This window comes from Cellvibrio sp. PSBB006 (assembly GCF_002162135.1).
Classification (GTDB): domain Bacteria; phylum Pseudomonadota; class Gammaproteobacteria; order Pseudomonadales; family Cellvibrionaceae; genus Cellvibrio.
Genome location: NZ_CP021382.1, coordinates 165,977 through 188,986 on the forward strand (window position 1 = coordinate 165,977; position 23,010 = coordinate 188,986).

Below are 23,010 nucleotides of genomic sequence, written 5' to 3' on the forward strand. Positions count from 1 at the left end.
GTTAGTCCTCCGTGAGATTCAGGGTACGCCAACGATGGCAGTGTCTTCATTGATCTTCGCAACAGGTTTGGTACCTACATACACATACTCATCAAATCCACCGGCGGGGTTGTATTCACCCAAAAGCAAGCCCGTTTTGGTGTAAAGGTAGTGGGTTGTTGAGCTGGCATCTGATCGTAGCGTTCGCATGCCTGCACCATCATATTGATAATTTATAGTGGCCGTACCAACATAGGCCGTGGTTAAACGTCCATTACCGCTGTAGTCAAAATAATTGATCCCATCGCTGGTGACATTCCCTCGGTCATCGTGCGTTACATTCAAGAAATACGTAGGGAACACCCTGTTGGTCAACAGCATGTTGTTGTAGTAGTACTCTTGATAGATTCCATTGCGATCCCGAACTTCTATGTTACCCAGGGCGTCATACGTAAGCGTTTCGTTGCCCCACAATCCTGCTGCCGTCGATAATCGATTGATATCGTCATAGGTCAACGTTCGGTCGTGAAGAGTACCTATCCCGTCAGTAATTGCTGTCACGTTAAACCCGTCATCGTAGCTATAGATGAGATCTACGACGTCCCCGCTGATATTGCCGGTATTGATATTACTGAGCCGCCGGCGCAAATCCTGTGAATAGCTCGTCGAGAGACCGTTCGATAATGTCATTAGCGCGGGCATGCCATTAGGATGGTGGGTTATCTGAGTGACATAAGGTGAAGCTGCCGTTGCTCGTCCTAACGCATTTGGGCTGTAGGTAACAATGCGCGAACTCGGGTAGGTGACGGTATCGATGAAATCAAGCGAATCAATACCGTAAACGATTTCGTATTCTCGGCCACCCACTAATAACGATTCTGCTGTTAGGTTGCCGTTCTGATCGTACGCATAGGCGCGCTCAGCAAGCGTGTTATCGATATTAGTAACGTTAGAGGCATTGTCGTATTGATAGGTTACGCCAGGTGTTAAATCAGAATAACTAACGGTATCCAAACGATTTAGATCGTCATATGTGAACCTTTCAATAATACCGCTGATACCCACTTCTTTTGTCAGAACATTACCCGCTGCATCATAGGTATACACCGTGATGCCGGTTTCCGGATGTTCCTCTTCTATCAGTAAGCCTTGACTGTTATGACGGTAGTAGCGGGCCAAGCCCAACGTACCGCCACCGGATTGTGCTGCACCCTGGAACACCCGCCAAATTTGTCCAATACCATTTCGAGCTATCAATGTATTAATGGTCTCGGGCGAATAAATAGCGCTTAGCTCCTCTGATCCTGACATGGTTCCTACGTGGTCGTATCGCCGGGTTGTCACATGACCATTTTCGTCTGTAACGATCACGTCACTGGCATTAGGATAAGCGTAGGTTTTATCAGCACCATCAGCGTGGGCCTCCCGAACAACGCGGTTGTATTCATCGTATTCCGTGGTCGTTCCGTTGGTGCTGTTTGGATAGCTTTGGAAAACCACTCTTCCCAAACTGTCGCGCGTTTTGGTGACTTCAACCGTATCAAGCGTCACTATGTCTTCTCGCTTCACATTTAGATCGCGACCAAACCCATCCATTGTGATCGTTTCTTTGAAATTCCCGCGAGTCAGTTCCTTTCGGTCAGCAAAATAGTCAACATTGACGTCAGCATTGATCGGATAGTCAATACCGGTAAGGCGATTCAATGAATCCCAGGTATAGCTGTATAGATAACCTCTGGGATCAGTGACGCTGGCTAACGTACCGTCACTGTTTACAGTGCGGCTGATGGATACGCCTTCGGGCAAGAGTTCAGAGCGAGCAATGCCACGATAGTAATTGCTATAGGTTGTAGTGTTATTGTTTGCGTCAGTGACTGTGCTGACGTCTCCTTCCGATGTGTAGGTATAGGTCGTCAGGATACCCAGTTTGCTCTCTGTCAACATATTGCCATTCGCATCGTAGGTGTATTCATTCAACCAGGTATCGATGGGCGCATCAGTAACACGCGTGATTTCTTCTTCCAATACCAACCCTAAAATCCAGCGGGACGAATTATTACTATATACATAAGATTTCTCCCGATTCGATGCCCCCGTGGTTGTGGCGGTCTCAACGACGGTTTGTGGATCACCATAACTGGTAAAGTTGGAATAGGTTGTCGTTGTGCCGCGAGACTCGCGATAGTGAATACGTTCAGACAAAAGCGGAAGATAGGTCGCGGTATCTACTCGAAGCGTGTCGCGACCATGCCAGAAATTTTCCGTGGAAATTTGTAGCGCTGTATAGTTGTATTGAATCTGTTCAATAACGCTTCCGGTGTTGGTGTATAACCGTTCTGCCGCTTTCAATCCAGTCGCCCAGACATTGCCGCTACCCACCGATGAGTAACCATAATGGTAGTGTTGCTGGATGCCGTCCGGCGTATATACCGTTGTTTCGTCATATCCTGTTCCGCTTGAATGACCCGGTACATAGCTGTAAGACCAGGTGCCTGAGTCGATTCCCGGTCCACTCATCTCTTTCGTCGCAACCACGGTGGTCGGTGTATTCCACACACCTGTAGCGAAGACGACGTAATCATAGGTGTAGTCGATTTCGCCACCGTAGGGCGACGTAATTTTGTTGATCGCAAGTTCACCAGGATTACCGCTAGTTGATACACCATTGTAATCAAACTCCCAATCAAGATTATCCGGGCGAGTGATACGTGTCAGTTGGGGTGGCGGCTGCGATGCGCCGCTGGGAAAGGCATAGTCAAATTCCCATACTTGCCCATTAGCCTGGATTTCTGAAAGACGAATGTCTCCGTTGTTTACATCATCGTAGGAAAACTGCACAGAGCGGCCATCGCTCGTTGTGATATCTTCGATATAAACAAACCCAGCTGAATTCGAACCATAATCAATTGACATCGAATTACCATTGGTGTCCTCCACATAAGTCGCATAAATGCTATGGACATCGCCAACCGTATTGACATAGTCCATATGATATTCGGTACCCTCGGGCGATCTCACAACAAGCCCTCCCGAAACGCAGTCGGCTGACCACCAATCCTTTGTGATTAAATCAGGACTGTGGTTATCGGCCAAGACGAGCAGTTGACGACTACCATCAGGTAGCTCCAGCGATGGATTGTCTGTTGTTGATGTCGCCCAGAGGCTCTGGCTACAGATCTTTGTTGCATCCGCGGTGTTCGCGACGATACGACCGAAATGTACATTCCAGCCGTAGCCATAAGCCGTACGTTCTCCACCAATAACCGCAGGTGTTGAGTAGGTGTGACGGATACTCAAGTCAAACCCCCCATTCCCGGGGATGTGAATACTGGTGATACCCACTAGCAACATGCCCGAGAAGGTATCCACGTTCTCGATAAAATCTTGATGAGCAAGGTGCTTAAAAGGATTGATGCCTGGTTCTTCATAGTAATCACGAATCGTATTAGCGAGCACCTGATTAGCACTCACAAGCAAAACTGAAAGCAATAGATAGCCGAGAGTCTTCATATGAAACTCCTTGAAGGAAAAGAATTTACTTAAAAATTAATGTGCGTGACGGCTTTTTCGCTCAAGCGTCTTTTGTGCTGTTGGATCGAGCGGTCGCAGTGCAAGCTCATCCGGCTTTCGAAGCGCTGGTGGGGCGGAGATATGATTGAATTGCAAATTTTCGGCGTGCGCTACACTGTTTTGTTTTTTGAGATTTTTTGGCGGGACCCCTGAAGATTTCGCCTCTTCAGGGTGAAATCCATAAGCGATATGTTTTCCTGCATAGGACAGCCCACCAATAGTGGACAAAATTCCTATTAAAATAACAGCTCGTTTTACCTTCGACATACCTTCTCTCCTTTATTCCATGTATGTAAATACAAAATAGGGAAGCCAAGTACTGTGGCGATAAGTGGCTAAAGCAAGGGGAAACTAGCACATAAAATTTACGAATAATTGTTAAATTTTGTTGTCGTTTTGAAGTGTGGTTTTACATGAAGTAAATGTGCGAAGCGAGGCGACAAAGCAATTGTTTTAAAAACTGGATGTGAAAAATATCTATTCTCAGTGCAAAATTTATTCTAAGCCGTTCGGGCTATTCAGGTGATCATGCTGCTCGTTCTTGAGAACATAGTTCAGTGCGCTAGGTCGTGCCCAGTCATTTTTTCTTCAACGACTACTTTCGGAGAGCAGTTGTCTGAATATGAATTGGCGATTCGAGAGGCTGACATTCCGCCCTCCCTGTCGACAGGCCCAACTTAATATTCGGAGATTTCCCGTCTGTCAACGGTTCGATAGTCCCCACTGGATGTAATATTGCGGGCCTGGAACAAGGTCGGGATTAAACATCATACCGCGAAGTCGTGAGTAGGAAACCAGTTCTGTGAACGACCTCATCTTTAAATATCAGCGCTTCAACGATGATAAAATCTCAATCGTTCGTTTACTTCTGCTTTCCTTTGCTGCCCTCATGTCGGCAGCCCAAATGGCATATATCAACCGGAAAGTCAATATCTTTCGAGCATGAACGAATCCAGGGCGCACTCGAAACGTTACTGTAAAGTTTTATGATGGTATAAAGAGTTAGCATTGAATTCGCCCATCAATGCATCAGCAATTTAATAATCGACCGGCTATCCCGGGCATTTCTTCACTTTCGCTCTTCTGTAGTCCCTTTCGAAATTTCTCTACGCAATGTTGCGGTGCAACGATTTTTCCTCGTAACGACGACGGGATAATGTGGACACTGTACTTCAAAATTGATACTGTACTTAAATACAGTTATGGAAATATGTTGTGATCATCGAATAGTTCTCAAGAGCTCCTGATTTAAACTGATTTCTGTCCCATTGCTTTGGTATGGAGAATTCCTTTGATTCGAGAAGAAGTGCTCATAAAATTTAATGCGCTGAGCGGCATGTATCAAAAGCCATTATTTGCTTTGGGGTTAATTGCAGGAGCTATCTATTTAAATGCTTATTTAAGCGAATTTGGAATTCCGTTTCCACTGGATGTTGGCGTCTTACCTACAACGCTAGTTGTTGTGGGGGCGCTCTCTATCGGCTTTGTAGTTTTAGGCGTTGTTTACATTTTTTTAGTCGCCATTGCTAATGTAGATTTGTTTTCTACGGGGTATTTGAGAGTTATAAATACGTCTAAAAGTGGAATATATGCTCCCAGGATAAAAAATCACATATATTATGTGCTCATTAGTTATGTTCTACCATTTGTGTTCACACTTGCGTTAATGGCATTCCATGACTTTGAAAGACTCAACATGTTCAATTTCCTCATGGCGGGATATATAGCTTGGGCTTTTCTGTACAGTGTTGCTGTATCAGTTAATGGATTTAACAAAAAGAAGGAAATAGTATGTTTTTCAATTAAATTAACAATACATATTTTTATTGTGCAAATTATTTCATTGGCATCGTTCGCAGTATTGCTGGCACTCCTACTGCCAAGAGCCAAAGAGATCGATAATCTTTCAATGCTTGCCGTCCTGACGATTTACATCGCATTGAATGCTGCCTGTGTAGTCCAGTTCTTTTCTAGTAAGAAGTTTTCTGAACTTAACGAAGCTGAAGAAAAACTCACTTCCGAGCAGCTTGTACAGAACTCCCACGTAACGCCAGCATATTTGTTTATGGCTCTATTATTTATAGGCTCTCTGTTCCCGCCGATATCATCATATGTGGCGGAAATTCCTCTAAGGAAATTAAACATCGGTGGCGGAATAGATTTTGTTGCTGTCGATGCGCAGAGACAATGCCGATCCTGGCCGAACTTCATAATTGAAATTGAGACTGAAGACACTTGCACTTCCAGGAAGGGGAAAATGATATTGCAGTTAGGGAGCATGGCGTACGCAATTTTCCGCGACGAATTCAACAAGCCACAATTGGTGAGTTTAAATATCGAAAAGTCGTCAATCATAAAAGATTTGCCGGATGATAGTATCTATTTGAGAGGAAGAAAAAGTAGCAGATCCCAAGCTTCAGATGGTTCGTTAGATTAACCCCATTAATCACAACTATTAGTTAACTTTAAACAAAGATCAATTTTTTTTCGCAGGAAGGCCGAAAAATATGTAATGCGGGTATTTAGGTGCACTTTCTTTTCCCAAAGAACAGCGAGATCATTGGGCACTCTTTCGGGAGCTACTAATTCCTGTAATTCATTGCTTTCAACGCGTTGCCGTGAGCAGAATTTGAGCTTTGTTTAAAGCTAACCTTATATAGTACAGCACACAACTGTGCTGCTATCTGGCAAAGAGCATGCTGTTGTTCGTAATTAAATGTTCAATAATGCCGAAAAAAGTTGTTAGTAAATATTATGTTTGTCCTCCTGAAAGCATAATCCAGTGAGACCATTTGTTTCAATCAAACTTATTAAATTCACGTTGCAAAATAACGTCTCATAGTTGTTTTTCCTTGTTTTGAAAATTAATTCTGGGTGTGGGTTTCGTATTTCCACCAATAATCTTCTGTTGCCATCATAGACTTCCTCAGATTCAATGTTTGATCGATCAATGTGTGCGTGATTCAAACAATTAAAGAGATGAAAAATATCTCCACCACAATACACCGGCAACAACTCACCGAAGCGTAATAGTTCATGTCCAATTTTGCGATTGGCTTCCGGTGAAAGAACTAACGTAGGGCCAATCCAAAGACTGAGGTTGGGAACTTCATAATCTGTAGTGTCGATGGGATCAATAAATTTTCCAAATACTATTCGCCAGTGTGGAGTAAGCGTTAAATCGCAGCGATAAAAGCTAATGATATTGGCTAATGGATAGCTGGTCGGAAATAAAGGTAAGAGCGCGTAAGGGCTCAGAGAGAACTTCCTAAATTTTTCTTGGCTGGCTAAAACTTTATATGTCTTCATTCAGATTTTCCCCGGCATGTGTTTCATTAATACAGAAATGAACGCACGGTGTGAAAATTCTATGGCTTGCAAAAGTGCTGCAGATAGCGTAATGATTCAAAGGGTATAAGGACATCAATTCAGTTTGTAGCGGTGTGTATTTTCATCTGCTCTAAAGATTTTATCGTCAAAATTCGCAAATTGAGTGTTTCGCTCTTAAGTCTTCCTTCTAGTGGTGGTGAAGATGTTCCAGATTTTCAATTGCGAGCGTAATCGTTTCTTTATCACAACTGGCCTCGTTAGTTTCAATTATGTTTCCTCTAACGCATTCAAGGTGTTCCATATTAGATAGAAATTAGGATCTGTGAGATAAAGAATAAGTTTTTCATAAAAAGTTGCATTAAATTCTAATTGAATATTTCTGATGCGTAATGAATTTTTTATTCTTTATTACCATAAAGAAGTTGACGCATATATAACTTAAGCCGAGGCGCATCGGTATTTGTTGTCGTCACTCTCTATAGAGGTACTTGGTTTTAGCTGTTTGGTATAGGCGACCGAAGTGGACGCCAACGTTGACGGTATCTATCACCGTCTTGGCGTATCCGTAGGCACTTTTTAAAACTGGCGCAGGTAATCAGCTTTAGTGGAAATCCTGCACGTGTTAGCAAGGCCGACAAGGCCAATCCTTATTGCAAAGACAAGATCATGGCAATGACTGCTCCAGATCAATACCCGGATCTCGAAATTTCCAGCCATCATTGTTGATGTGATGTATGGTCATGTCTGTCCTTAATGATTTTTTCGCTAATCGTTGCGTCTGTCCTTGTGCCAGCTCACTTGTAGTGGCATAGTGAATTTGGCCACCTAATTGGAAGTGATATTATCACTTCATCCAACTAATAGGTGTCCAATGAGCAAACGTACCAGACCCACATTTAGCCCTGAATTTCGCCATGAAGCCGCGCAATTGGTCGTAGAAAAAGGCTACACCATCCGCGAAGCATCTGAGTCGATGGGCGTCGGCTTATCAACGATGGATAAATGGGTTAAACAGCTTCGTGCAGCACCAGGCGGACAGCCCGTAAAGGGTGCTCCTGTAACGCCCGAGCAACAGCGCATTAGAGAGTTGGAAAAGAAAATAAAACGTATAGAAACGGAAAATGAAATTCTAAAAAAGGCTACCGCTCTCTTGATGTCCGACTCGCTGAACAATTTGCGATAGTTGAAGAACTCAAGCAGAGCTACAGCGTAAAGGTTTTATGCAATGCGTTTGGCATTCATCGGAGCAGCTACCGATATTGGTCGAAAAGGCCGGACGATGTTGATGCCGAAACGATTCATTTAATGAGTGAAGTACGCGCTGTGCATGCTGAAAGCAACGGTTCTGCGGGTGCCAGAACTGTTGCAAACATGGTGACGACCAGAGGCATCCCCTTGAGCCGTTATCGCGCGGGAAAGCTGATGAAAAAGCTGGAACTGGTTAGTTGCCAGGTTCCAACGCACAACTACAAAAAAGCAGAGCAGGAGCATGTGGCAATTCCGAATAAATTGGATCGGCAATTTACCGTTAACAAGCCGAACCAAGTCTGGTGTGGTGATGTGACTTACATTTGGATCGGTACACGCTGGGCTTATCTTGCCATTGTGTTGGATTTATTTGCACGAAGACCGATTGGCTGGGCGCTTTCTTTGTCGCCCGATAGTGAGCTGACTAAACGTGCATTAGCGATGGCATTTGAGGTCAGAGGAAGACCGAAAGGCCTAATGTTTCATTCAGACCAGGGCTGCCATTACACCAGCAAAAGTTATCGGCAATTATTATGGCGCTATCAGATTGAGCAGAGCATGAGTCGTCGCGGCAACTGTTGGGACAATGCGCCAATGGAACGGTTCTTTAGAAGTTTTAAAACCGAATGGGTGCCAACATTCGGCTATCGAAATTTTAAAGAAGCTGAATTTTCAATAACGGATTATGTGCTGGGTTATTACAGTCAAACGAGGCCGCACAGTCACAACGGAGGTTTATCGCCAGTGATGGCTGAACGAGCATACGCGAGTATCTCTTAAACTGTGGCCAAATTTACTTGACCACTACAACTCGCGAGGTAGTCGGTGAATGCTGGTTCTATATAGTTCGAGTTTTGAGCACAGGCTATGCGTGTATCTGTGGCCGGTACTCCGTCCCAGAATTTATATAAAGAGCAACTCAATCAATGACTCCGATTATGATTCAGCTCCTCTGCTGCTCGAACGTATTGCATCAGTCTTTAACGACCCTGTATCTAGGGTAGCACCAGTTGTACGACCCCAATGATAAGAGCAACGAAGAGTACCATGAAGATAATGCCTGCAAAAATATAAGGCCATGGGCTAAAGTGGGTAAAGTCTCGTTCGCGGTTCTTGTCGCTTTGCACACCTACTGCCGCAGCGATAACGCTGAGAAATATCTGCCCCCAGTGCTGGGCAGGACGTGGCTGACTGTCGCTGTCTGTGTTTGTGATTTTTTGCTCATGATTCATAACATCACCCCTATGATGTGGAAAAGATTGAGTATCCTAGGTTCAAATGACAGCAATGCTTTATCACAATCGACTCAACAGAGCCCGTGTAAACTCCATCGTACCGTGGGTACCGCCCAAATCGCGCGTTGCGCAGTCACCAGATTTGATCGTGTCACGTAGAGCAGCCAATACATTATGGGCCTTCTCGAACATCCCGAGGTATTGCAACATTTGCACGGCAGCGAGAATCATTGCACTGGGATTGGCGATATTTTGTCCCGCGATGTCCGGGGCGCTCCCATGTACCGCCTCAAAGATGGCACAGTCTTTACCGATGTTGCCACCCGGTGTCATACCCAAGCCGCCGACCAAGCCGGCACAAAGATCAGAAATGATGTCGCCGAACAAATTGGTGGTTAATATCACATCAAATTGCGCGGGATTCATCACCAACTGCATACAGGCATTATCAACAATCATTTCCTGAGTTTGAATGTCGGGATAAGTCTTTGCCACTTCCCGCGCCGTGTTTAAAAATAAGCCGGATGTGGATTTTAAAATGTTAGCTTTGTGAACGATGGTGACTTTCATTCGTCCTTGTTTGCGCGCCAGTTCGTAGGCAAACGTGGCGATATTACGTGAACCTTCCCGCGTGATTCGGCTAATTGCCTCGGCAACCTCACCATCATCTGAGAGGCGCTGACCGATACCCGAATACATACCCTGAGTGTTTTCACGCACCGTAATAATGTCGATATTCTCATAACGAGCTTGTGTCCCTTCGAAGGATATTGCGGGACGGATATTCGCATATAAGTTGAACATCTGCCGTAAGCTGACATTCACGGACGTAAAGCCAGCTCCAATCGGGGTTGTAATAGGGCCTTTTAAGACGAGTTTGTGTTCCTTAATCGCATTAGTTGTTGCCTCGGGAATCAAGCTCCCATGCTTTTCGAGTGCGATGATCCCTGCATCTACGAAGACGTAGTTAAACTCGCAACCAATTTTGTCTAACACTTGAATTGCCGCATCCACGACACTGGGGCCGATGCCGTCCCCTTTGATAACGGTAATGATTTGAGCCATAATAATAATCTCCTGGGGCAGCCTGATTAGGCAGTAACATGCTCAAGACGCTTGAACAGAGGCATAAAGGTTTCATTCAATATTCTCTCCATTTTTTTCAGCTTCACTGGTGCGCGCTCATAATCCACGCTCGGGGATTTGCAGGCAAACAGAATGTGATTGCCGAATTTTCCGGAGCACACCATGATAGTGCTGAAATGATCAATCAAACACTCAAAAAAGGGAGAATTTGAGCCAGGCAAACGATGGTAGTTAATTACTAACCAGCCTTTTTTGCTCAGGGTTCGCCAGCATTCCCGCACAAATTGCTGTTGCCCTTGTATTGGGCTCATATGGTAAGCGTCATACATGTCGGCAAAGATAATGTCGGTACTGGCATCTTCGCTGGAACTCATTTGTAATTCTGCATCTTCAATAGATACCCACACGCGTTCGTCATCGGGAATATCAAAATAGTCCCTGGCGATTTCATAAACCTTGTAGCGCAGCTCCACCACATGGAAGTCGCAGTGCGACAGATAATGATGCAAACTGCGCAACAAGCTGCCGCCACCAAGCCCGAGTAATGTGGTGTGGCGCGGCTCTATAAAACCCAACACCAACATCATGATGCGTATATATTCATGCACAAGCGCGTAGGGTTTTTCCACATAAAATCCGCTCTGTTCATGAATAGAATCAAAACTCAATGCACGATAATTGGGGTAGTCCACCACCAAAATATTGCCGTAGGTATCGGTTGTGCTGTGTACAATTTTTCCATCTGGCATTGCTGAGGCACCCGTGAGCCAAAATTTATGTTTCATAGCAGGATCTTTAAAGCACGATAGTGGCTTGTTTGATGCCAAGCGTACTCAATAGCAACAACAATGGATTTGCATCTGTCATGGCGATCACTACATCAAATTCATTCGTTAACAGAAAGCTTTTTCCATCGCTGTTACGAATCCAGATAACCCACTCCGATAATTCAGCCGGGTTGCGCATCATTTCAATCGCAATAGTCTCATTGGTTGTGAGTTTTTCTTTTAATTCAGATATCTTCATGGGGAGTCGAACTCTGTAAAAAACAAGTAGCAGGTGGGGACGTATTAAGTGATGTGAGCGCGTCACCAAGACGTGAATATAAACGAAAGACACCATCGACAGGTTTGATGTTGGCCTTCGTCAATGTTTTTAACGGTTGAAATTGCAGATCCGTGAGCACGAGCTGAGCGCCCATGCGCTCGCAGTGGGTAATCAGTTTGGTGAGCGCTGATAAGCCGCCCGCATCCAGCATGACGGCGTTATCGAGATATAAAATAACGATTTTGTCACGCTCACAGTAACGCGTCAGCTCGCCAAAGACTTTATCGGCAGCGGCAAAAAACAAGGGGCCAGTAATTTTAAAGACCCGGCAATGTTCCGGTGCCGCCGTCTGCAAATACTGCTTGTCTTGAGTAATCTCGATTACGCGGGTCATGGCGGCAATTTCTTTCATAAACAGGATTGCCGCCAGCACAATACCGGCGGTGATAGCAATCACCATATCGAATAACACGGTTAGCGAAAAGCAACACAGAAATATCAGAATGTCGCTGACTTGCGTGGTTCTGAGTAAATGCACACTCTTGGGTGCTTCGCTCATATTCCACGCCACCACCATCAACAAGGCAGCCATCGCAGGCATGGGCAAGTATCCGAGCAGTGGCGCGAAGCTGACCAAGCCCAGCACTACAACAAGGGCGTGAACCACGCCTGCAACAGGCGACTCGGCGCCGGCTTTATAATTGGCTGCCGAGCGGGCGATTGCGGCCGTCGCCGTGATGCCGCCAAAAAATGGCGCAACGAGATTGCCAATGCCCTGACCGAGCAGTTCGCTGTTCGCGCTGTGACGCTTACCAGTCATGCCATCCAATACAACCGCACACAAAAGTGATTCAATCGCCCCCAGCATGGCAATCGCAAAGGCGGCAGGTAGCAGGTCTCGCACCAGCCCCCAACTCATATCTAGCGGGTTACCATCAGCGCCTGATTGCAACCAGGGCCATTCAAAACTCGGCAATATGGGCGGAATTCCCTGAGCTGTGCTGCCGTCGGCGGCGGTATAGCTGAAGCGAGAGTAAATGGTGTCAACGTCCAGTCCGGCATCGTTCAATACCAATGCAACAAGGCTGCCGACAATTACGGCGGGTAGATGCGCGGGTACCGGTATCTTCAGGCGCGGCCATGACAACATTGTCGCTAATGTCAGGGTGGCCACGAACACGCTCGGCCAATGGGTATGCCCCAGAGAATGCGCGAGAAGGTTGATTTTGTCGATGTAGTGCACAGGCATTGCGACGATAGGCAGACCGAGGAAGTCCTTTATCTGCAGAGTCGCAATGACCACCCCAATACCACCTGTAAAGCCCAGTGTCACTGGCTCTGGTATGTACTCAATAAGCCGCCCCAGACGCAAAAGTGCCATCAGTACCAGCATTGCCCCCGCCATCAGGCTGGCGAGCAGCAGACCGCTAAGCCCGTACTTTTGGGTGATGGGATAGAGAATAACAACGAAGGCGGCGGTCGGTCCGGAAATACTGAAGCGAGAGCCACCAGTGAGTGCAATAACAAAGCCTGCAATGGCCGCTGTGTACAACCCGTATTGCGGTGCGACACCGCTGGCAATTGCCAAAGCCATGGCCAGTGGAATCGCAATAATCCCCACCGTCAGACCTGCCAGCAAATCTTTTCGAAACCTCAAGCCTGTGTATGGCTGTGTAAAACAACTCTCTCGGAGGGCATGCCCGATACGTAGGGAAAACAAATGGGCTCTGTGTGGCATGTGACTCCCCTTAAAAGTGCCCGACTCGTCCAGTATAATCACCATTAGCATTTTATGCTAATAACATTATAATGTGGTTATAATTTATGATCTGTGGTGTATCCTGCGAAGAGTAACGACAATATGCGAGTCATGATCCTCCGATCTGCCAGAATGCAGCATAGGAAACGGGCGTGTGTCTTGTTCAGCAAGCAACGCGCACCCCGCAACAAACCTTTTGATGATGAGATAGCGGAAATGGAACAAAAAACTGCGCGCCTCACGGTGCTGATTGACCCCACCAAAAAGGATGCCTTTGAGCAGCTGTGTGCCTCTCAAGACGTCACTCCCTCTCAAGTAGTACGCCAATTAATTCGTGAATACCTTGAAAAGCATGGAGTCACTTATGCTAACCAGGCGCAAAACAGTAATGGCAACCATGAATGACCGGGACGAGTTGGCTCTACCTGAGTGATTGTTTTGGTGTGCTGATATTCGCAGTGAGTGGCGCACTTGCCGCCGGGCGTCGCTCGATGGATATTTTTGGTGTGTTGGTCATCGCCTTTATCACGGCACTAGGCGGCGGAACCTTACGTGATCTTGTGCTGGGCATACATCCGGTTAGTTGGATCAGTAACCCGATATATCTCCTATTGGTTATCATCGCGGTCGCCCTTGCTGTAGCAGGGCAACGTATCACGCATCGATTTGACCAACGCATCATGCTCGTTTCAGATGCCTTCGGTTTGGCAGTTTTCACCGTTATTGGCGTACAGGTGGCACTGAATCAAATGGCTGTCTCAGTCCCCATTGCTATCGTGATGGGTGTGGTAACTGGTACCGCTGGTGGTGTTATCCGCGACATTATCTGTAATGAAATTCCCCTTATCCTGAGACGAGAGATTTATGCTACAGCAAGTGCCCTCGGCGGAGTTGTTTACTGTGTCCTCGATCTGTTTGAAACCGCTGTTTTCCCCAACACCCTGTTTAGCATGTCCTGCGTTTTATCATTGCGACTTTGGGCAGTTAAGGCACAATGGACACTGCCTTCCTTTGTCCTTCAAAAGTAAAACTTTTTATTCCCAATTCCAGCCGGAGATTTACCCATGACCCAACTGCCGCCCTGTCCACAGTGCAACTCACCCTATACCTATCCTGATCAGGAACTGCTGATTTGTCCGGAATGTGCACATGAATGGTCCCCTCAATCACAACGCAGCGACGATACCGACACTGCTAAACAAGTGCGCGATGCCAATGGCAACTTACTTGCTGACGGGGATTTTGTCACCGTCATTAAAGATTTGAAAATCAAGGGTTCATCGTTAGTGGTCAAGGTGGGAACAAAGGTAAAAATATTACGCCTGGTTGATGGCGATCACGATATTGACTGTCGCATTGATGGTATAGGAGCGATGATGTTGAAGTCGATATTTGTGAAGAAGGCATAGAGCAACAATGATTAAAGTGAGCTGTAATATGACTGTATTGAAGAATTTCTTCGACACCAGATGCTCCACCTGATGGCGGCTCACTTTGATTGAGTCGTTCTACCGAGGATAATCAAAAAATCATCCTGTGGGGCAGTTTTGAGAATAGAGATAATATTCGCTTGATCCAACCAGCTGGGCTTCCTTGTCTCATAAAATTTGAGACTGATGCCTGCACAGCCTCATTTCATTTAAAGAGAAAATATCATGCCGACTGGAGTGTTGGTGAAGATGTACTGTTGGTGTTACATGATTCTATTGGTGGGTAACTTAATGATTGAAAACGCACATGTCGTGTTTGTTCATTCCAATCCCCCCGCCAGATTTTCAGAGAAATTCAGACCGCCAAGCTTCGCATGCTGGATAGCCTTCATCCATTGCTCGGAGCAAAATACGTTTCTACAGCCATCAAATGGTGACTTGAATAGTCCGGCACGCTTAGCCTCTTCGTCGCTAAATTGAAGAACCTCGACGTCGAGAACCTGATCCGCCTCAGTGATGTATTTGCTATGTTGTTCGTCTGCATTTACCAGTTTCATGCAGTTAAGAATCCAGTACCGTCCTGAAAGGGTTTTTACTGGCAGCAATTCGCCACAGTTTTCAATGCCGGGTAGTACTTCGATAGCGTGGGCCGAAAACACAAGCGTCCCTGGTATCCAAACCGTGACATCTGGAAGCGCCCCGGTTGTGGCGGTTCCTGCAACAGATTCGAAAGTAGCAGAAATGTCGACCCATACGTTCTCAAGTGAAAGGTTATGTTTGTAAAAATGCATAAGCCGGGTCGGAGAAATCTTATTCCTCAACGCGAGCAAAATGTCTTTCATTGGGAGTGTGAATACGCAGTATCTTTCGTAATCTGGGAGTATTTTATATATCGTCATAGGGGAGGCCTCCAGCCAACATCTTTCCGCTCAGTAAACCGCTTGAGTTGTTTGCCGTCCCCGGCATCGAATACGCATCAACGTAGCACTTATGACCTCTTTACCTTAAATCATTTGAAATAAGAAATTTGTCCTATCGACATTTGCTCTGGGCATCCAAGCGCCGTTATCCGGGCCATTGATTCTGATGTCATAGAGGTGAGGATTTAACCTGACGCCGCCGTTCTGGGCTGTTTATCTTTTTCGTGGGCGATATGGTGCGGTGAATGCGGTTGTGATGGTTGAAGCTATCCATCCACACGTATCTTCCGATATGAACCGCATCTCCGGATCAACCTCTGGCCGTACTCCAGGACAGTTATCTATGGCAGTGAGTCTTATGCTATTTGATATAGCAGCAATTAAGTAGATTCTTGTGCCAACGATTCAGACTGTCTGTTTAATAAAAACAGAGAAGACAATAGAGGGAGCGGTCGATAACTTCTTTCTGATTGCTAACCTTGTCCCTCGTAACTGTAGTGGTCAAGTAAATTTGGCCACAGTTTAAGAGATACTCGCGTATGCTCGTTCAGCCATCACTGGCGATAAACCTCCGTTGTGACTGTGCGGCCTCGTTTGACTGTAATAACCCAGCACATAATCCGTTATTGAAAATTCAGCTTCTTTAAAATTTCGATAGCCGAATGTTGGCACCCATTCGGTTTTAAAACTTCTAAAGAACCGTTCCATTGGCGCATTGTCCCAACAGTTGCCGCGACGACTCATGCTCTGCTCAATCTGATAGCGCCATAATAATTGCCGATAACTTTTGCTGGTGTAATGGCAGCCCTGGTCTGAATGAAACATTAGGCTTTTCGGTCTTCCTCTGACCTCAAATGCCATCGCTAATGCACGTTTAGTCAGCTCACTATCGGGCGACAAAGAAAGCGCCCAGCCAATCGGTCTTCGTGCAAATAAATCCAACACAATGGCAAGATAAGCCCAGCGTGTACCGATCCAAATGTAAGTCACATCACCACACCAGACTTGGTTCGGCTTGTTAACGGTAAATTGCCGATCCAATTTATTCGGAATTGCCACATGCTCCTGCTCTGCTTTTTTGTAGTTGTGCGTTGGAACCTGGCAACTAACCAGTTCCAGCTTTTTCATCAGCTTTCCCGCGCGATAACGGCTCAAGGGGATGCCTCTGGTCGTCACCATGTTTGCAACAGTTCTGGCACCCGCAGAACCGTTGCTTTCAGCATGCACAGCGCGTACTTCACTCATTAAATGAATCGTTTCGGCATCAACATCGTCCGGCCTTTTCGACCAATATCGGTAGCTGCTCCGATGAATGCCAAACGCATTGCATAAAACCTTTACGCTGTAGCTCTGCTTGAGTTCTTCAACTATCGCAAATTGTTCAGCGAGTCGGACATCAAGAGAGCGGTAGCCTTTTTTAGAATTTCATTTTCCGTTTCTATACGTTTTATTTTCTTTTCCAACTCTCTAATGCGCTGTTGCTCGGGCGTTACAGGAGCACCCTTTACGGGCTGTCCGCCTGGTGCTGCACGAAGCTGTTTAACCCATTTATCCATCGTTGATAAGCCGACGCCCATCGACTCAGATGCTTCGCGGATGGTGTAGCCTTTTTCTACGACCAATTGCGCGGCTTCATGGCGAAATTCAGGGCTAAATGTGGGTCTGGTACGTTTGCTCATTGGACACCTATTAGTTGGATGAAGTGATAATATCACTTCCAATTAGGTGGCCAAATTCACTATGCCACTACAGGACAGAAGGTTGTAATGGTCAACAAAAACCGGACAAAAAGTTAAGCACACTTTTCAAATTCAATCGGGCTTTTGTAGCCCAGAGTTGAATGTGGTCTTCGCGAGTTATACCAGGTCACAATATAAGCTCGCACATCCCGAATTGCATCTTCTCGATGGCGATACAAATTATCCCTGATCCACTCCCGTTTCAGGCTGCTAAAGAAGCGCTCCACAACAGCATTGTCCCAACAATTTCCCTTGCGGCTCATGGAACACACAATACCGTGCTGCTTCAATGAAGTCTGATACTTCAGGCTCGCATATTGCGAACCACGATCCGAATGGTGAATGAGTCCCGCCGATGGCTTGCGCATATTCACCGCCATCATCAATGCGCGAATCACCAGCGATTTCGTTTGCCGTTTATCCATGCACCAGCCAACAACCCGCCGCGAATACAGGTCAATCACCACCGCCAGGTACAGCCATCCTTCTGCTGTCCAAATATAAGTAATGTCTGCAGCCCAGGCTTGATTCGGTGTAACCGGATTGAACTGCCGATCAAGTATATTCTCCGCTACCGGCAATTTATGGTTGCTGTTGGTGGTAATACGAAACTTACGCTTCTGTTTAACTACCAGCCCCAGCTTTTTCATCAGTCGTCGTACCCGATACCGCCCCGCCGCAAAACCTTGTGCCTGTAATCGCCGCGCCATGCGTCTGCTGCCCATGCTGCTGTTGGATTCAACAAACAATGCGCGCATGCAGGTTTCAAACCTCTGCTGTTCCGGATCAGGCTTATCCTGTTGCTGTCCCAGCCACTCGTAATAACGACTGCGACTGACACTTAGCATGCGACACAAGTGTTTTACCCGGCAGCGCGAAGCATGCTCTCGGATAAACGCAAATCTCACCGCATATGCTTCGCGAAGTAGCTGCTGGCTTTTTTTAAAATATCATTATCCAACTGTAGCTCGCGCACTTGTTTTTCAAGTTCACGGATACGTTTTTGCTCGGGGGTCATCCCGGCTTTTCCCTGGTAATCACTAAAAGGCTGAGCTTCATGCTCTTTTAGCCAGCGGCGTAGCATATTGTGATTGATATCCAGATGGGCCGCTGCCTCACCTATACTGAAGCCTTGATCGCGAACCAGGGCGATGGCTTCAAGTTTGTATTCAGGCGTATATTTCTTTCGTGTTTGCTTGGTCATAGGACACCTTGATGTTTTACGGTATTATCCGCTTAACTTGGTGTCCGGTCTAATTAGACCACTTCAGGTTAAGGTTTTATTGCCGTCATAAATGCCTTAATAAAAACGTCATAATCTTCGTAAAAAGGCATATGGCCTAGCCCATCGAGCCCTTATTACAAGTGGCCAAACGCTTTAAAACTTGAATCAACATTGTAATGTTGAGCATAACGAAAGTGGAAGAGCAGCTAGGTATTCTTGAGTGGTTCGAAAAATTTGATCGTGTCACTTCTTCCGCCGATCCAATGATCTCGAATACAGGAGATAAGCATGAAGATGAGGCCTGAATCTGAATTTTATTAAGAAAAGTATAGAATTAAAAAGATTCTTGTGATTTAAATTAGGAGTATCCCCTAATTTGTATTAGTCGCAGACGTCTGCCTTCTATTGGGAAAGTAAACTTAGTTCATCCGCCTGTTACCATTGGAAAGAATGCTATTTCATCATTAGGAAAAACTGACTCCTCTAGTGAGACCAATTTATAATTAAGGGAACATAACAATCTTCTTTCGAAGAATATTTCCCAATCTGGATAACGCCGGAGAAGGTGTCTGCGAACATCAGCAACAGTGTTTCCCGAAAAGCTATCAAGCTCGATTTCATCCATGCCTAATTGTTCTCGCAAATTCGCAAAAAATAAGACTTTCAATCTAGTCTATCCCCGGCTTGAGCAAATCGGTTGCTGGATTAAATGTGGGACAAAATTGCAAGGTCCTTGCCGCGCGTTGAGTTGTTTTTCGAGTATTTTCTCCCATCCTGTGCGACACGCACCGGTAGATCCCGGTAGACAACAAATCAGCGTACGATTGGCGAGGCCGGCGATTGCGCGGGACTGAATCGTCGATGTACCGATTTCCTCCCATGAAAGTTGTCGGAATAGTTCGCCAAAACCTTCAATTCGCTTATCTAACAAAGGCACTACGGCTTCCGGCGTTGAATCTCTTTCAGTAAAACCTGTTCCACCGGTAATCAATATTACCTGTACCTTTTCATTAACGATCCATTGCGATACCTGCGCACGAATCTGATAAATATCATCTTTTACTAAGGCTCGTTCGACGAGTAGGTGCCCTCCGGTTTTCAGGGCATCAATCAAATAAGCACCAGAGGTATCGTTTTCAAAATTGCGGGTATCGGAAACAGTGAGTACTGCAATTCCCAAAGGAATGTGTTCATTTGAACATGAATGTGCCATAAAAACTCCACAACTGAATACTGTGTTTAACCGCCGATCATCGCTAATTGACGGGTCGATCCTGTATTGCCTTGGTGTAAATTATGAGAAATACTTTTCTCGCTGACTGTACTTTGCAAGTAATTCAACAGTTCTACATGATGCCGATCTGCTTGCAATAATGAACGGATGTTTTGATGGTCGTCTGCGAAAAGACACAGGAACAATTTGCCATCACTGGATACACGCAAGCGATTACATGTGGTACAAAAGTCTTTGCTGTAGGGCATGATTAGCCCAATGCCACCGCGATAAGCAGGGTGAAAAAATTCCCGAGCAGGGCCCGCATGTGATGAACGCTCACGCTCCTGCCAACCACGAGCAAGGCAACGTTCGACTATGCTCATACCACTTAGATGGTGACGATCAAAAAATTCACGATTGTCGCTGGTCTGCATTAATTCAATAAAACGAACGGTTAGCGGGCGCGTGCGAACGAACTCAAAAAAATCATCCAATGTATCGTCGTTAAATCCGCGCATTAAAACGCTGTTGATTTTTATGTTTGAGAAACCAAGCTCTTCAGCCAGCGCCAGGCCCTTTAGCGTTTTTTGCAATTTGTCATGACCGGTAATCATTTCGAAACGGGCGGTGTCCAGGCTATCCACACTCACGTTAATTGCATCTAGTCCCGCTGCTTTCCAGGCGGGCAAATCTTGTAACAAGCGATAGCCATTGGTGGTAAGCGCAACCTTTTCAATTCCGGGAACGGCTTTGCAGGTTGCGATAATGTCAGCCAAGTCGCGGCGTAAAGAGGGTTCACCGCCAGTGATTCGTATCTTGCATGTTCCCAGCTGTGCGAATGCCGTTACCAAGCGGCGAATTTCGGGCAACGTGAGATCCTGTGCGCGGCGAGTGGTATCGCAATCGGTGCCTTCGGGAAGACAATAATTGCAGCGGAAATTACATGCTTCAGTGACGGATAAACGTAAATAGGTAAAACGGCGAGCATACTGATCAATCAACATAAGCGGGCACCTTTCCGTAGCTCAGGTAGAGCTAAATGCAGGAGGTCTACCCGTTTCCCGGTAAACCCGGCGGACATCACAGGGTCCGCGGCCTTTTCACCAGAGTCTGGGGAACCATCAAGTTCTATTATCAGAACTCCGCTAAAGGTATCCCGTTAGGTACGAAAGGCTCGGCGTTAGTTGTAAGGATAGCGCCAAAGTGACGGGCTTTTTATTCACCTCAAGTGACAGTTGCCATACCTCTTTAGAGGTATGGCTGGGTCTGCAAGAAGCAGATTTCATTTATTGAATAAAGCGATCAAAGGGAAGAATGTTAACGAGATCGTGTGCATCCACCGAACCTTGTTCGCATTCCAAAACGATATAACAATTCGCGTCACTAAAGGAGGTCATCACGCCCGAGCCTTGCGCTCCAGTGGTGTTCACGTAAAGATTACCCTCGCTGTTGGTCAGTCGGCCGCGTTGATACTCAGTGCGACCAATTCTTTTTTTTATGGCTGATTCGGCTTTTACCGTGAATGTTATTGAGGGAGGAATATATTCTCCGGCCATATGTCGGAGTATAGGAAGCGCGAGTTGATGAAGGGTGACCATGGCAGAGACCGGATTTCCCGGCAAACCAAAAAAATAACTCTGCCCTAATTGGCCAAAGGCAAAAGGTTTTCCGGGTTTGATCGCCACTTTCCAAAAATTTATTTGCCCTAGCTCGCCCAGCACGTCTTTTACATAATCCGCATCGCCGACAGAAACCCCGCCAGTGGATATTACGGCGTCGGCTTGTTCAGCTGCATCAATAAAAGCGTTGCGAAGGGTGTCGGGCTGATCCGGAATCAATCCCACATCAATGACCTCCACATGCAAACGTTGGAGCAGGGCAATGATGCTGTAGCGATTGCTGTCGTAAATACTGCCGGAGGGTAAGGCCTCGCCAGGTGGTATGAGTTCATCACCGGTAGAAAGCACGGCGATGCGAAGCCGCCGAAACACATCGACTTCCGCCATGCCCAATGAAGCGATTAATCCAATATCCAACGGATTCAGGCGTTTTCCTTTCGCTATAACTACATCACCCTCGGCGATGTCTTCACCGCGTTGACGAATGTTTTCCAGGGGGCGTGGATGTTGGTTCAGCTTGATGAATTGACGATCACCTGCGTTTATAACGTCGACATTTTCTTGCATGACGACACAATTAGCACCAGCAGGAATGGGAGCGCCAGTCATGATCCGTATGCAGGTTCCCGGTACCACTTCGCTGTCAAACGGATGGCCGGCCAAGGCGCTTCCGATCAGACGCAGGCTCTTGGGTAACGCGTGTGTGTCATCAAGATGTATCGCGTACCCGTCCATTGCAGAATTTGCCTGGGCGGGCACGTTGAACTGCGCGATGAGGTCGTGTGCCAATACTCGATCAAGCGCTTGTGTGAGACCGATTCGCTCAATATGAGTCACCGAGCTCACGCGGGTCTTCATCTGCGCTAAGGCATCTTCAATGGGTAATAAATGATGCTCGTCGCAACAGCTTTTCACTGAGTTTACCTCCTACCTATAACGACGGCTCACTCGCCAGATTTGTGGTTGACCATCCATACGGCGGCTTCAACCCGTGAACGAAGGCCCAATTTTTTCAGTAGATGTTTGACATGAACTTTTACCGTACCATCGGATATGTCCAACTCTCGTGCGATCAGTTTATTGCTAAGACCTTTTGCAATTAGCTTGATAATGTCGCGCTCGCGGCTGGTGAGACTTTCTAGCGAGGTGAGCGGATTTTTTTGTGGTTTACGAATGGCGCTGGCCAGGACTTGGGTTACAGCTTCGCTCATGACCAGCTTGCCTTGCAAAGCGCGCTGGATGTGTTCAAGTAATTGTTCCGGTTCCATATCTTTCAGCAAATAGCCGTCCGCGCCACGCCCGATGGCTTCCAGAACATCCTCATCGGCATCCGAGACTGTCAACATGACGATGCGGGAGGTGACGCCTTGATCCCGCAAACGACTCAAGGTCTCCAGGCCATTCATACCTTGCATATTCAGATCCAGCAGAATCAGATCCGGGTCCAGTTCAACGCCCAATGTGACAGCGTCCGCTCCGTTACTCGCCTCACCAACCACCTCCAGATCGTCTGCCAGGCTGAGCAGTTGTTGTAAGCCTTTGCGCAACAAAGGGTGGTCGTCGACAAGTAAAACAGTGGAGGTTTGCGTCATGGTTAGTCTCCGGTG

22 protein-coding genes and 1 riboswitch are annotated in these 23,010 nt (G+C 46.4%); of the genes, 5 read left to right on the plus strand and 17 right to left on the minus strand.

Features of this window, described 5'->3' with window-relative positions; all coding sequences use genetic code 11:
* Window positions 1-18: 18 nt before the first annotated feature.
* Both CBR65_RS00830 and CBR65_RS00835 read right to left on the minus strand, forming a co-directional pair.
* A complete protein-coding gene (locus CBR65_RS00830) occupies window positions 19-3,489 on the minus strand; it encodes an RHS repeat domain-containing protein (protein WP_087465103.1) in 3,471 nt (1,156 codons plus the stop codon).
* 36 nt (window positions 3,490-3,525) lie between these two features.
* Window positions 3,526-3,816 (minus strand): hypothetical protein, encoded by a 291-nt coding sequence (locus tag CBR65_RS00835; RefSeq protein WP_087465104.1) that lies wholly within the window; start codon window positions 3,814-3,816, stop codon window positions 3,526-3,528.
* Between the two features lie 1,024 nt (window positions 3,817-4,840).
* Here CBR65_RS00835 and CBR65_RS00840 point away from each other — a divergent pair.
* Window positions 4,841-5,986: a hypothetical protein gene (locus tag CBR65_RS00840; protein ID WP_087465105.1), complete on the plus strand. Its 1,146-nt coding sequence runs from the start codon at window positions 4,841-4,843 to the stop codon at window positions 5,984-5,986.
* Between the two features lie 305 nt (window positions 5,987-6,291).
* Here the strand turns inward: CBR65_RS00840 and CBR65_RS00845 are convergent, their stop codons facing one another.
* Window positions 6,292-6,858, minus strand: coding sequence for a hypothetical protein (locus tag CBR65_RS00845; RefSeq protein ID WP_087465106.1), 567 nt, complete (start codon window positions 6,856-6,858; stop codon window positions 6,292-6,294).
* An 892-nt stretch (window positions 6,859-7,750) separates the two neighbouring features.
* Here CBR65_RS00845 and CBR65_RS00850 point away from each other — a divergent pair.
* Window positions 7,751-8,907 (plus strand): IS3 family transposase gene (locus CBR65_RS00850; protein ID WP_087465107.1). Its coding sequence is split into 2 segments (ribosomal slippage): window positions 7,751-8,009 and window positions 8,009-8,907, totalling 1,158 coding nucleotides; the frame shifts between segments, so codons are not numbered across the junction.
* Window positions 8,908-9,122: 215 nt separating this feature from the next.
* Here CBR65_RS00850 and CBR65_RS00855 read toward each other — a convergent pair.
* From CBR65_RS00855 to dauA, 5 genes are all read right to left on the minus strand, one after another.
* On the minus strand, window positions 9,123-9,359 hold the full coding sequence (locus CBR65_RS00855) for a DUF2970 domain-containing protein (protein WP_087465108.1): 237 nt from the start codon (window positions 9,357-9,359) through the stop codon (window positions 9,123-9,125).
* Window positions 9,360-9,422: 63 nt separating this feature from the next.
* Window positions 9,423-10,427 (minus strand): isocitrate dehydrogenase, encoded by a 1,005-nt coding sequence (locus tag CBR65_RS00860; protein ID WP_198300847.1) that lies wholly within the window; start codon window positions 10,425-10,427, stop codon window positions 9,423-9,425.
* Window positions 10,428-10,453: 26 nt separating this feature from the next.
* Window positions 10,454-11,233, minus strand: a complete 780-nt coding sequence (locus tag CBR65_RS00865) for a methyltransferase domain-containing protein (protein ID WP_087465110.1) — start codon at window positions 11,231-11,233, stop codon at window positions 10,454-10,456.
* 10 nt (window positions 11,234-11,243) lie between these two features.
* On the minus strand, window positions 11,244-11,474 hold the full coding sequence (locus CBR65_RS00870) for a hypothetical protein (protein ID WP_087465111.1): 231 nt from the start codon (window positions 11,472-11,474) through the stop codon (window positions 11,244-11,246).
* Complete coding sequence (dauA, locus tag CBR65_RS00875; RefSeq protein WP_369825636.1) at window positions 11,461-13,284, minus strand: C4-dicarboxylic acid transporter DauA; 1,824 nt, start codon at window positions 13,282-13,284, stop codon at window positions 11,461-11,463. The genes CBR65_RS00870 and dauA overlap by 14 nt, the downstream gene beginning before the upstream one ends.
* Before the next feature lie 129 nt (window positions 13,285-13,413).
* Here dauA and CBR65_RS00880 point away from each other — a divergent pair, with 129 nt between their 5' ends.
* From CBR65_RS00880 to CBR65_RS00890, 3 genes are read left to right on the plus strand one after another with little or no spacing between them, the layout of a single operon-like run.
* Window positions 13,414-13,659: a ribbon-helix-helix protein, CopG family gene (locus CBR65_RS00880; protein ID WP_232461295.1), complete on the plus strand. Its 246-nt coding sequence runs from the start codon at window positions 13,414-13,416 to the stop codon at window positions 13,657-13,659.
* On the plus strand, window positions 13,656-14,282 hold the full coding sequence (locus CBR65_RS00885; protein ID WP_087465113.1) for a trimeric intracellular cation channel family protein: 627 nt from the start codon (window positions 13,656-13,658) through the stop codon (window positions 14,280-14,282). The genes CBR65_RS00880 and CBR65_RS00885 overlap by 4 nt, the downstream gene beginning before the upstream one ends.
* 36 nt (window positions 14,283-14,318) lie before the next feature.
* Window positions 14,319-14,663, plus strand: a complete 345-nt coding sequence (locus tag CBR65_RS00890) for a zinc ribbon domain-containing protein YjdM (protein ID WP_087465114.1) — start codon at window positions 14,319-14,321, stop codon at window positions 14,661-14,663.
* Between the two features lie 341 nt (window positions 14,664-15,004).
* On the opposite strand, the gene CBR65_RS00895 is transcribed toward CBR65_RS00890, so the two are convergent.
* The 9 genes from CBR65_RS00895 to narL form a co-directional block, all read right to left on the minus strand.
* A complete protein-coding gene (locus tag CBR65_RS00895; RefSeq protein WP_087465115.1) occupies window positions 15,005-15,583 on the minus strand; it encodes an imm11 family protein in 579 nt (192 codons plus the stop codon).
* A 543-nt stretch (window positions 15,584-16,126) separates the two neighbouring features.
* A protein-coding gene (locus CBR65_RS00900; protein ID WP_087465116.1) for an IS3 family transposase occupies window positions 16,127-17,283 on the minus strand; the annotation gives its coding sequence in 2 pieces (ribosomal slippage) (window positions 16,127-17,025 and window positions 17,025-17,283; 1,158 coding nt in all).
* Between the two features lie 113 nt (window positions 17,284-17,396).
* A complete protein-coding gene (locus CBR65_RS00905; RefSeq protein ID WP_157671936.1) occupies window positions 17,397-18,251 on the minus strand; it encodes an IS3 family transposase in 855 nt (284 codons plus the stop codon).
* A complete protein-coding gene (locus CBR65_RS00910; RefSeq protein WP_012486016.1) occupies window positions 18,248-18,547 on the minus strand; it encodes a transposase in 300 nt (99 codons plus the stop codon). The genes CBR65_RS00905 and CBR65_RS00910 overlap by 4 nt, the downstream gene beginning before the upstream one ends.
* A gap of 445 nt (window positions 18,548-18,992) precedes the next feature.
* Complete coding sequence (locus tag CBR65_RS22670; protein WP_198300848.1) at window positions 18,993-19,235, minus strand: MoaD/ThiS family protein; 243 nt, start codon at window positions 19,233-19,235, stop codon at window positions 18,993-18,995.
* Window positions 19,236-19,241: 6 nt separating this feature from the next.
* On the minus strand, window positions 19,242-19,781 hold the full coding sequence (gene moaB / locus CBR65_RS00920) for a molybdenum cofactor biosynthesis protein B (RefSeq protein WP_087465118.1): 540 nt from the start codon (window positions 19,779-19,781) through the stop codon (window positions 19,242-19,244).
* 26 nt (window positions 19,782-19,807) lie between these two features.
* Window positions 19,808-20,788 carry a GTP 3',8-cyclase MoaA gene (gene moaA, locus CBR65_RS00925; protein WP_087465119.1) on the minus strand — a complete coding sequence of 327 codons (981 nt, stop codon included), beginning with the start codon at window positions 20,786-20,788 and terminating at the stop codon, window positions 19,808-19,810.
* Window positions 20,780-20,975, minus strand: a riboswitch (molybdenum cofactor riboswitch). (Overlaps the previous gene by 9 nt.)
* Before the next feature lie 95 nt (window positions 20,976-21,070).
* On the minus strand, window positions 21,071-22,318 hold the full coding sequence (glp, locus tag CBR65_RS00930) for a gephyrin-like molybdotransferase Glp (protein ID WP_255377174.1): 1,248 nt from the start codon (window positions 22,316-22,318) through the stop codon (window positions 21,071-21,073).
* Window positions 22,319-22,347: 29 nt separating this feature from the next.
* Window positions 22,348-22,995, minus strand: coding sequence for a two-component system response regulator NarL (narL, locus tag CBR65_RS00935; protein ID WP_087465120.1), 648 nt, complete (start codon window positions 22,993-22,995; stop codon window positions 22,348-22,350).
* Window positions 22,996-23,010: the final 15 nt, after the last annotated feature.

Coding starts and splice junctions, on each gene's coding strand:
- CBR65_RS00910 (WP_012486016.1), bottom strand. CDS start 18,547: ATGACCAAGCAAACACGAAAGAAATATACGCCTGAATACAAACTTGAA.
- CBR65_RS00835 (WP_087465104.1), bottom strand. CDS start 3,816: ATGTCGAAGGTAAAACGAGCTGTTATTTTAATAGGAATTTTGTCCACT.
- CBR65_RS00895 (WP_087465115.1), bottom strand. CDS start 15,583: ATGACGATATATAAAATACTCCCAGATTACGAAAGATACTGCGTATTC.
- dauA (WP_369825636.1), bottom strand. CDS start 13,284: ATGCTAATGGTGATTATACTGGACGAGTCGGGCACTTTTAAGGGGAGT.
- CBR65_RS00845 (WP_087465106.1), bottom strand. CDS start 6,858: ATGAAGACATATAAAGTTTTAGCCAGCCAAGAAAAATTTAGGAAGTTC.
- narL (WP_087465120.1), bottom strand. CDS start 22,995: ATGACGCAAACCTCCACTGTTTTACTTGTCGACGACCACCCTTTGTTG.
- CBR65_RS00885 (WP_087465113.1), top strand. CDS start 13,656: ATGACCGGGACGAGTTGGCTCTACCTGAGTGATTGTTTTGGTGTGCTG.
- moaA (WP_087465119.1), bottom strand. CDS start 20,788: ATGTTGATTGATCAGTATGCTCGCCGTTTTACCTATTTACGTTTATCC.
- CBR65_RS00865 (WP_087465110.1), bottom strand. CDS start 11,233: ATGAAACATAAATTTTGGCTCACGGGTGCCTCAGCAATGCCAGATGGA.
- CBR65_RS00830 (WP_087465103.1), bottom strand. CDS start 3,489: ATGAAGACTCTCGGCTATCTATTGCTTTCAGTTTTGCTTGTGAGTGCT.
- CBR65_RS00890 (WP_087465114.1), top strand. CDS start 14,319: ATGACCCAACTGCCGCCCTGTCCACAGTGCAACTCACCCTATACCTAT.
- CBR65_RS00860 (WP_198300847.1), bottom strand. CDS start 10,427: ATGGCTCAAATCATTACCGTTATCAAAGGGGACGGCATCGGCCCCAGT.
- CBR65_RS00855 (WP_087465108.1), bottom strand. CDS start 9,359: ATGAATCATGAGCAAAAAATCACAAACACAGACAGCGACAGTCAGCCA.
- moaB (WP_087465118.1), bottom strand. CDS start 19,781: ATGGCACATTCATGTTCAAATGAACACATTCCTTTGGGAATTGCAGTA.
- CBR65_RS00870 (WP_087465111.1), bottom strand. CDS start 11,474: ATGAAGATATCTGAATTAAAAGAAAAACTCACAACCAATGAGACTATT.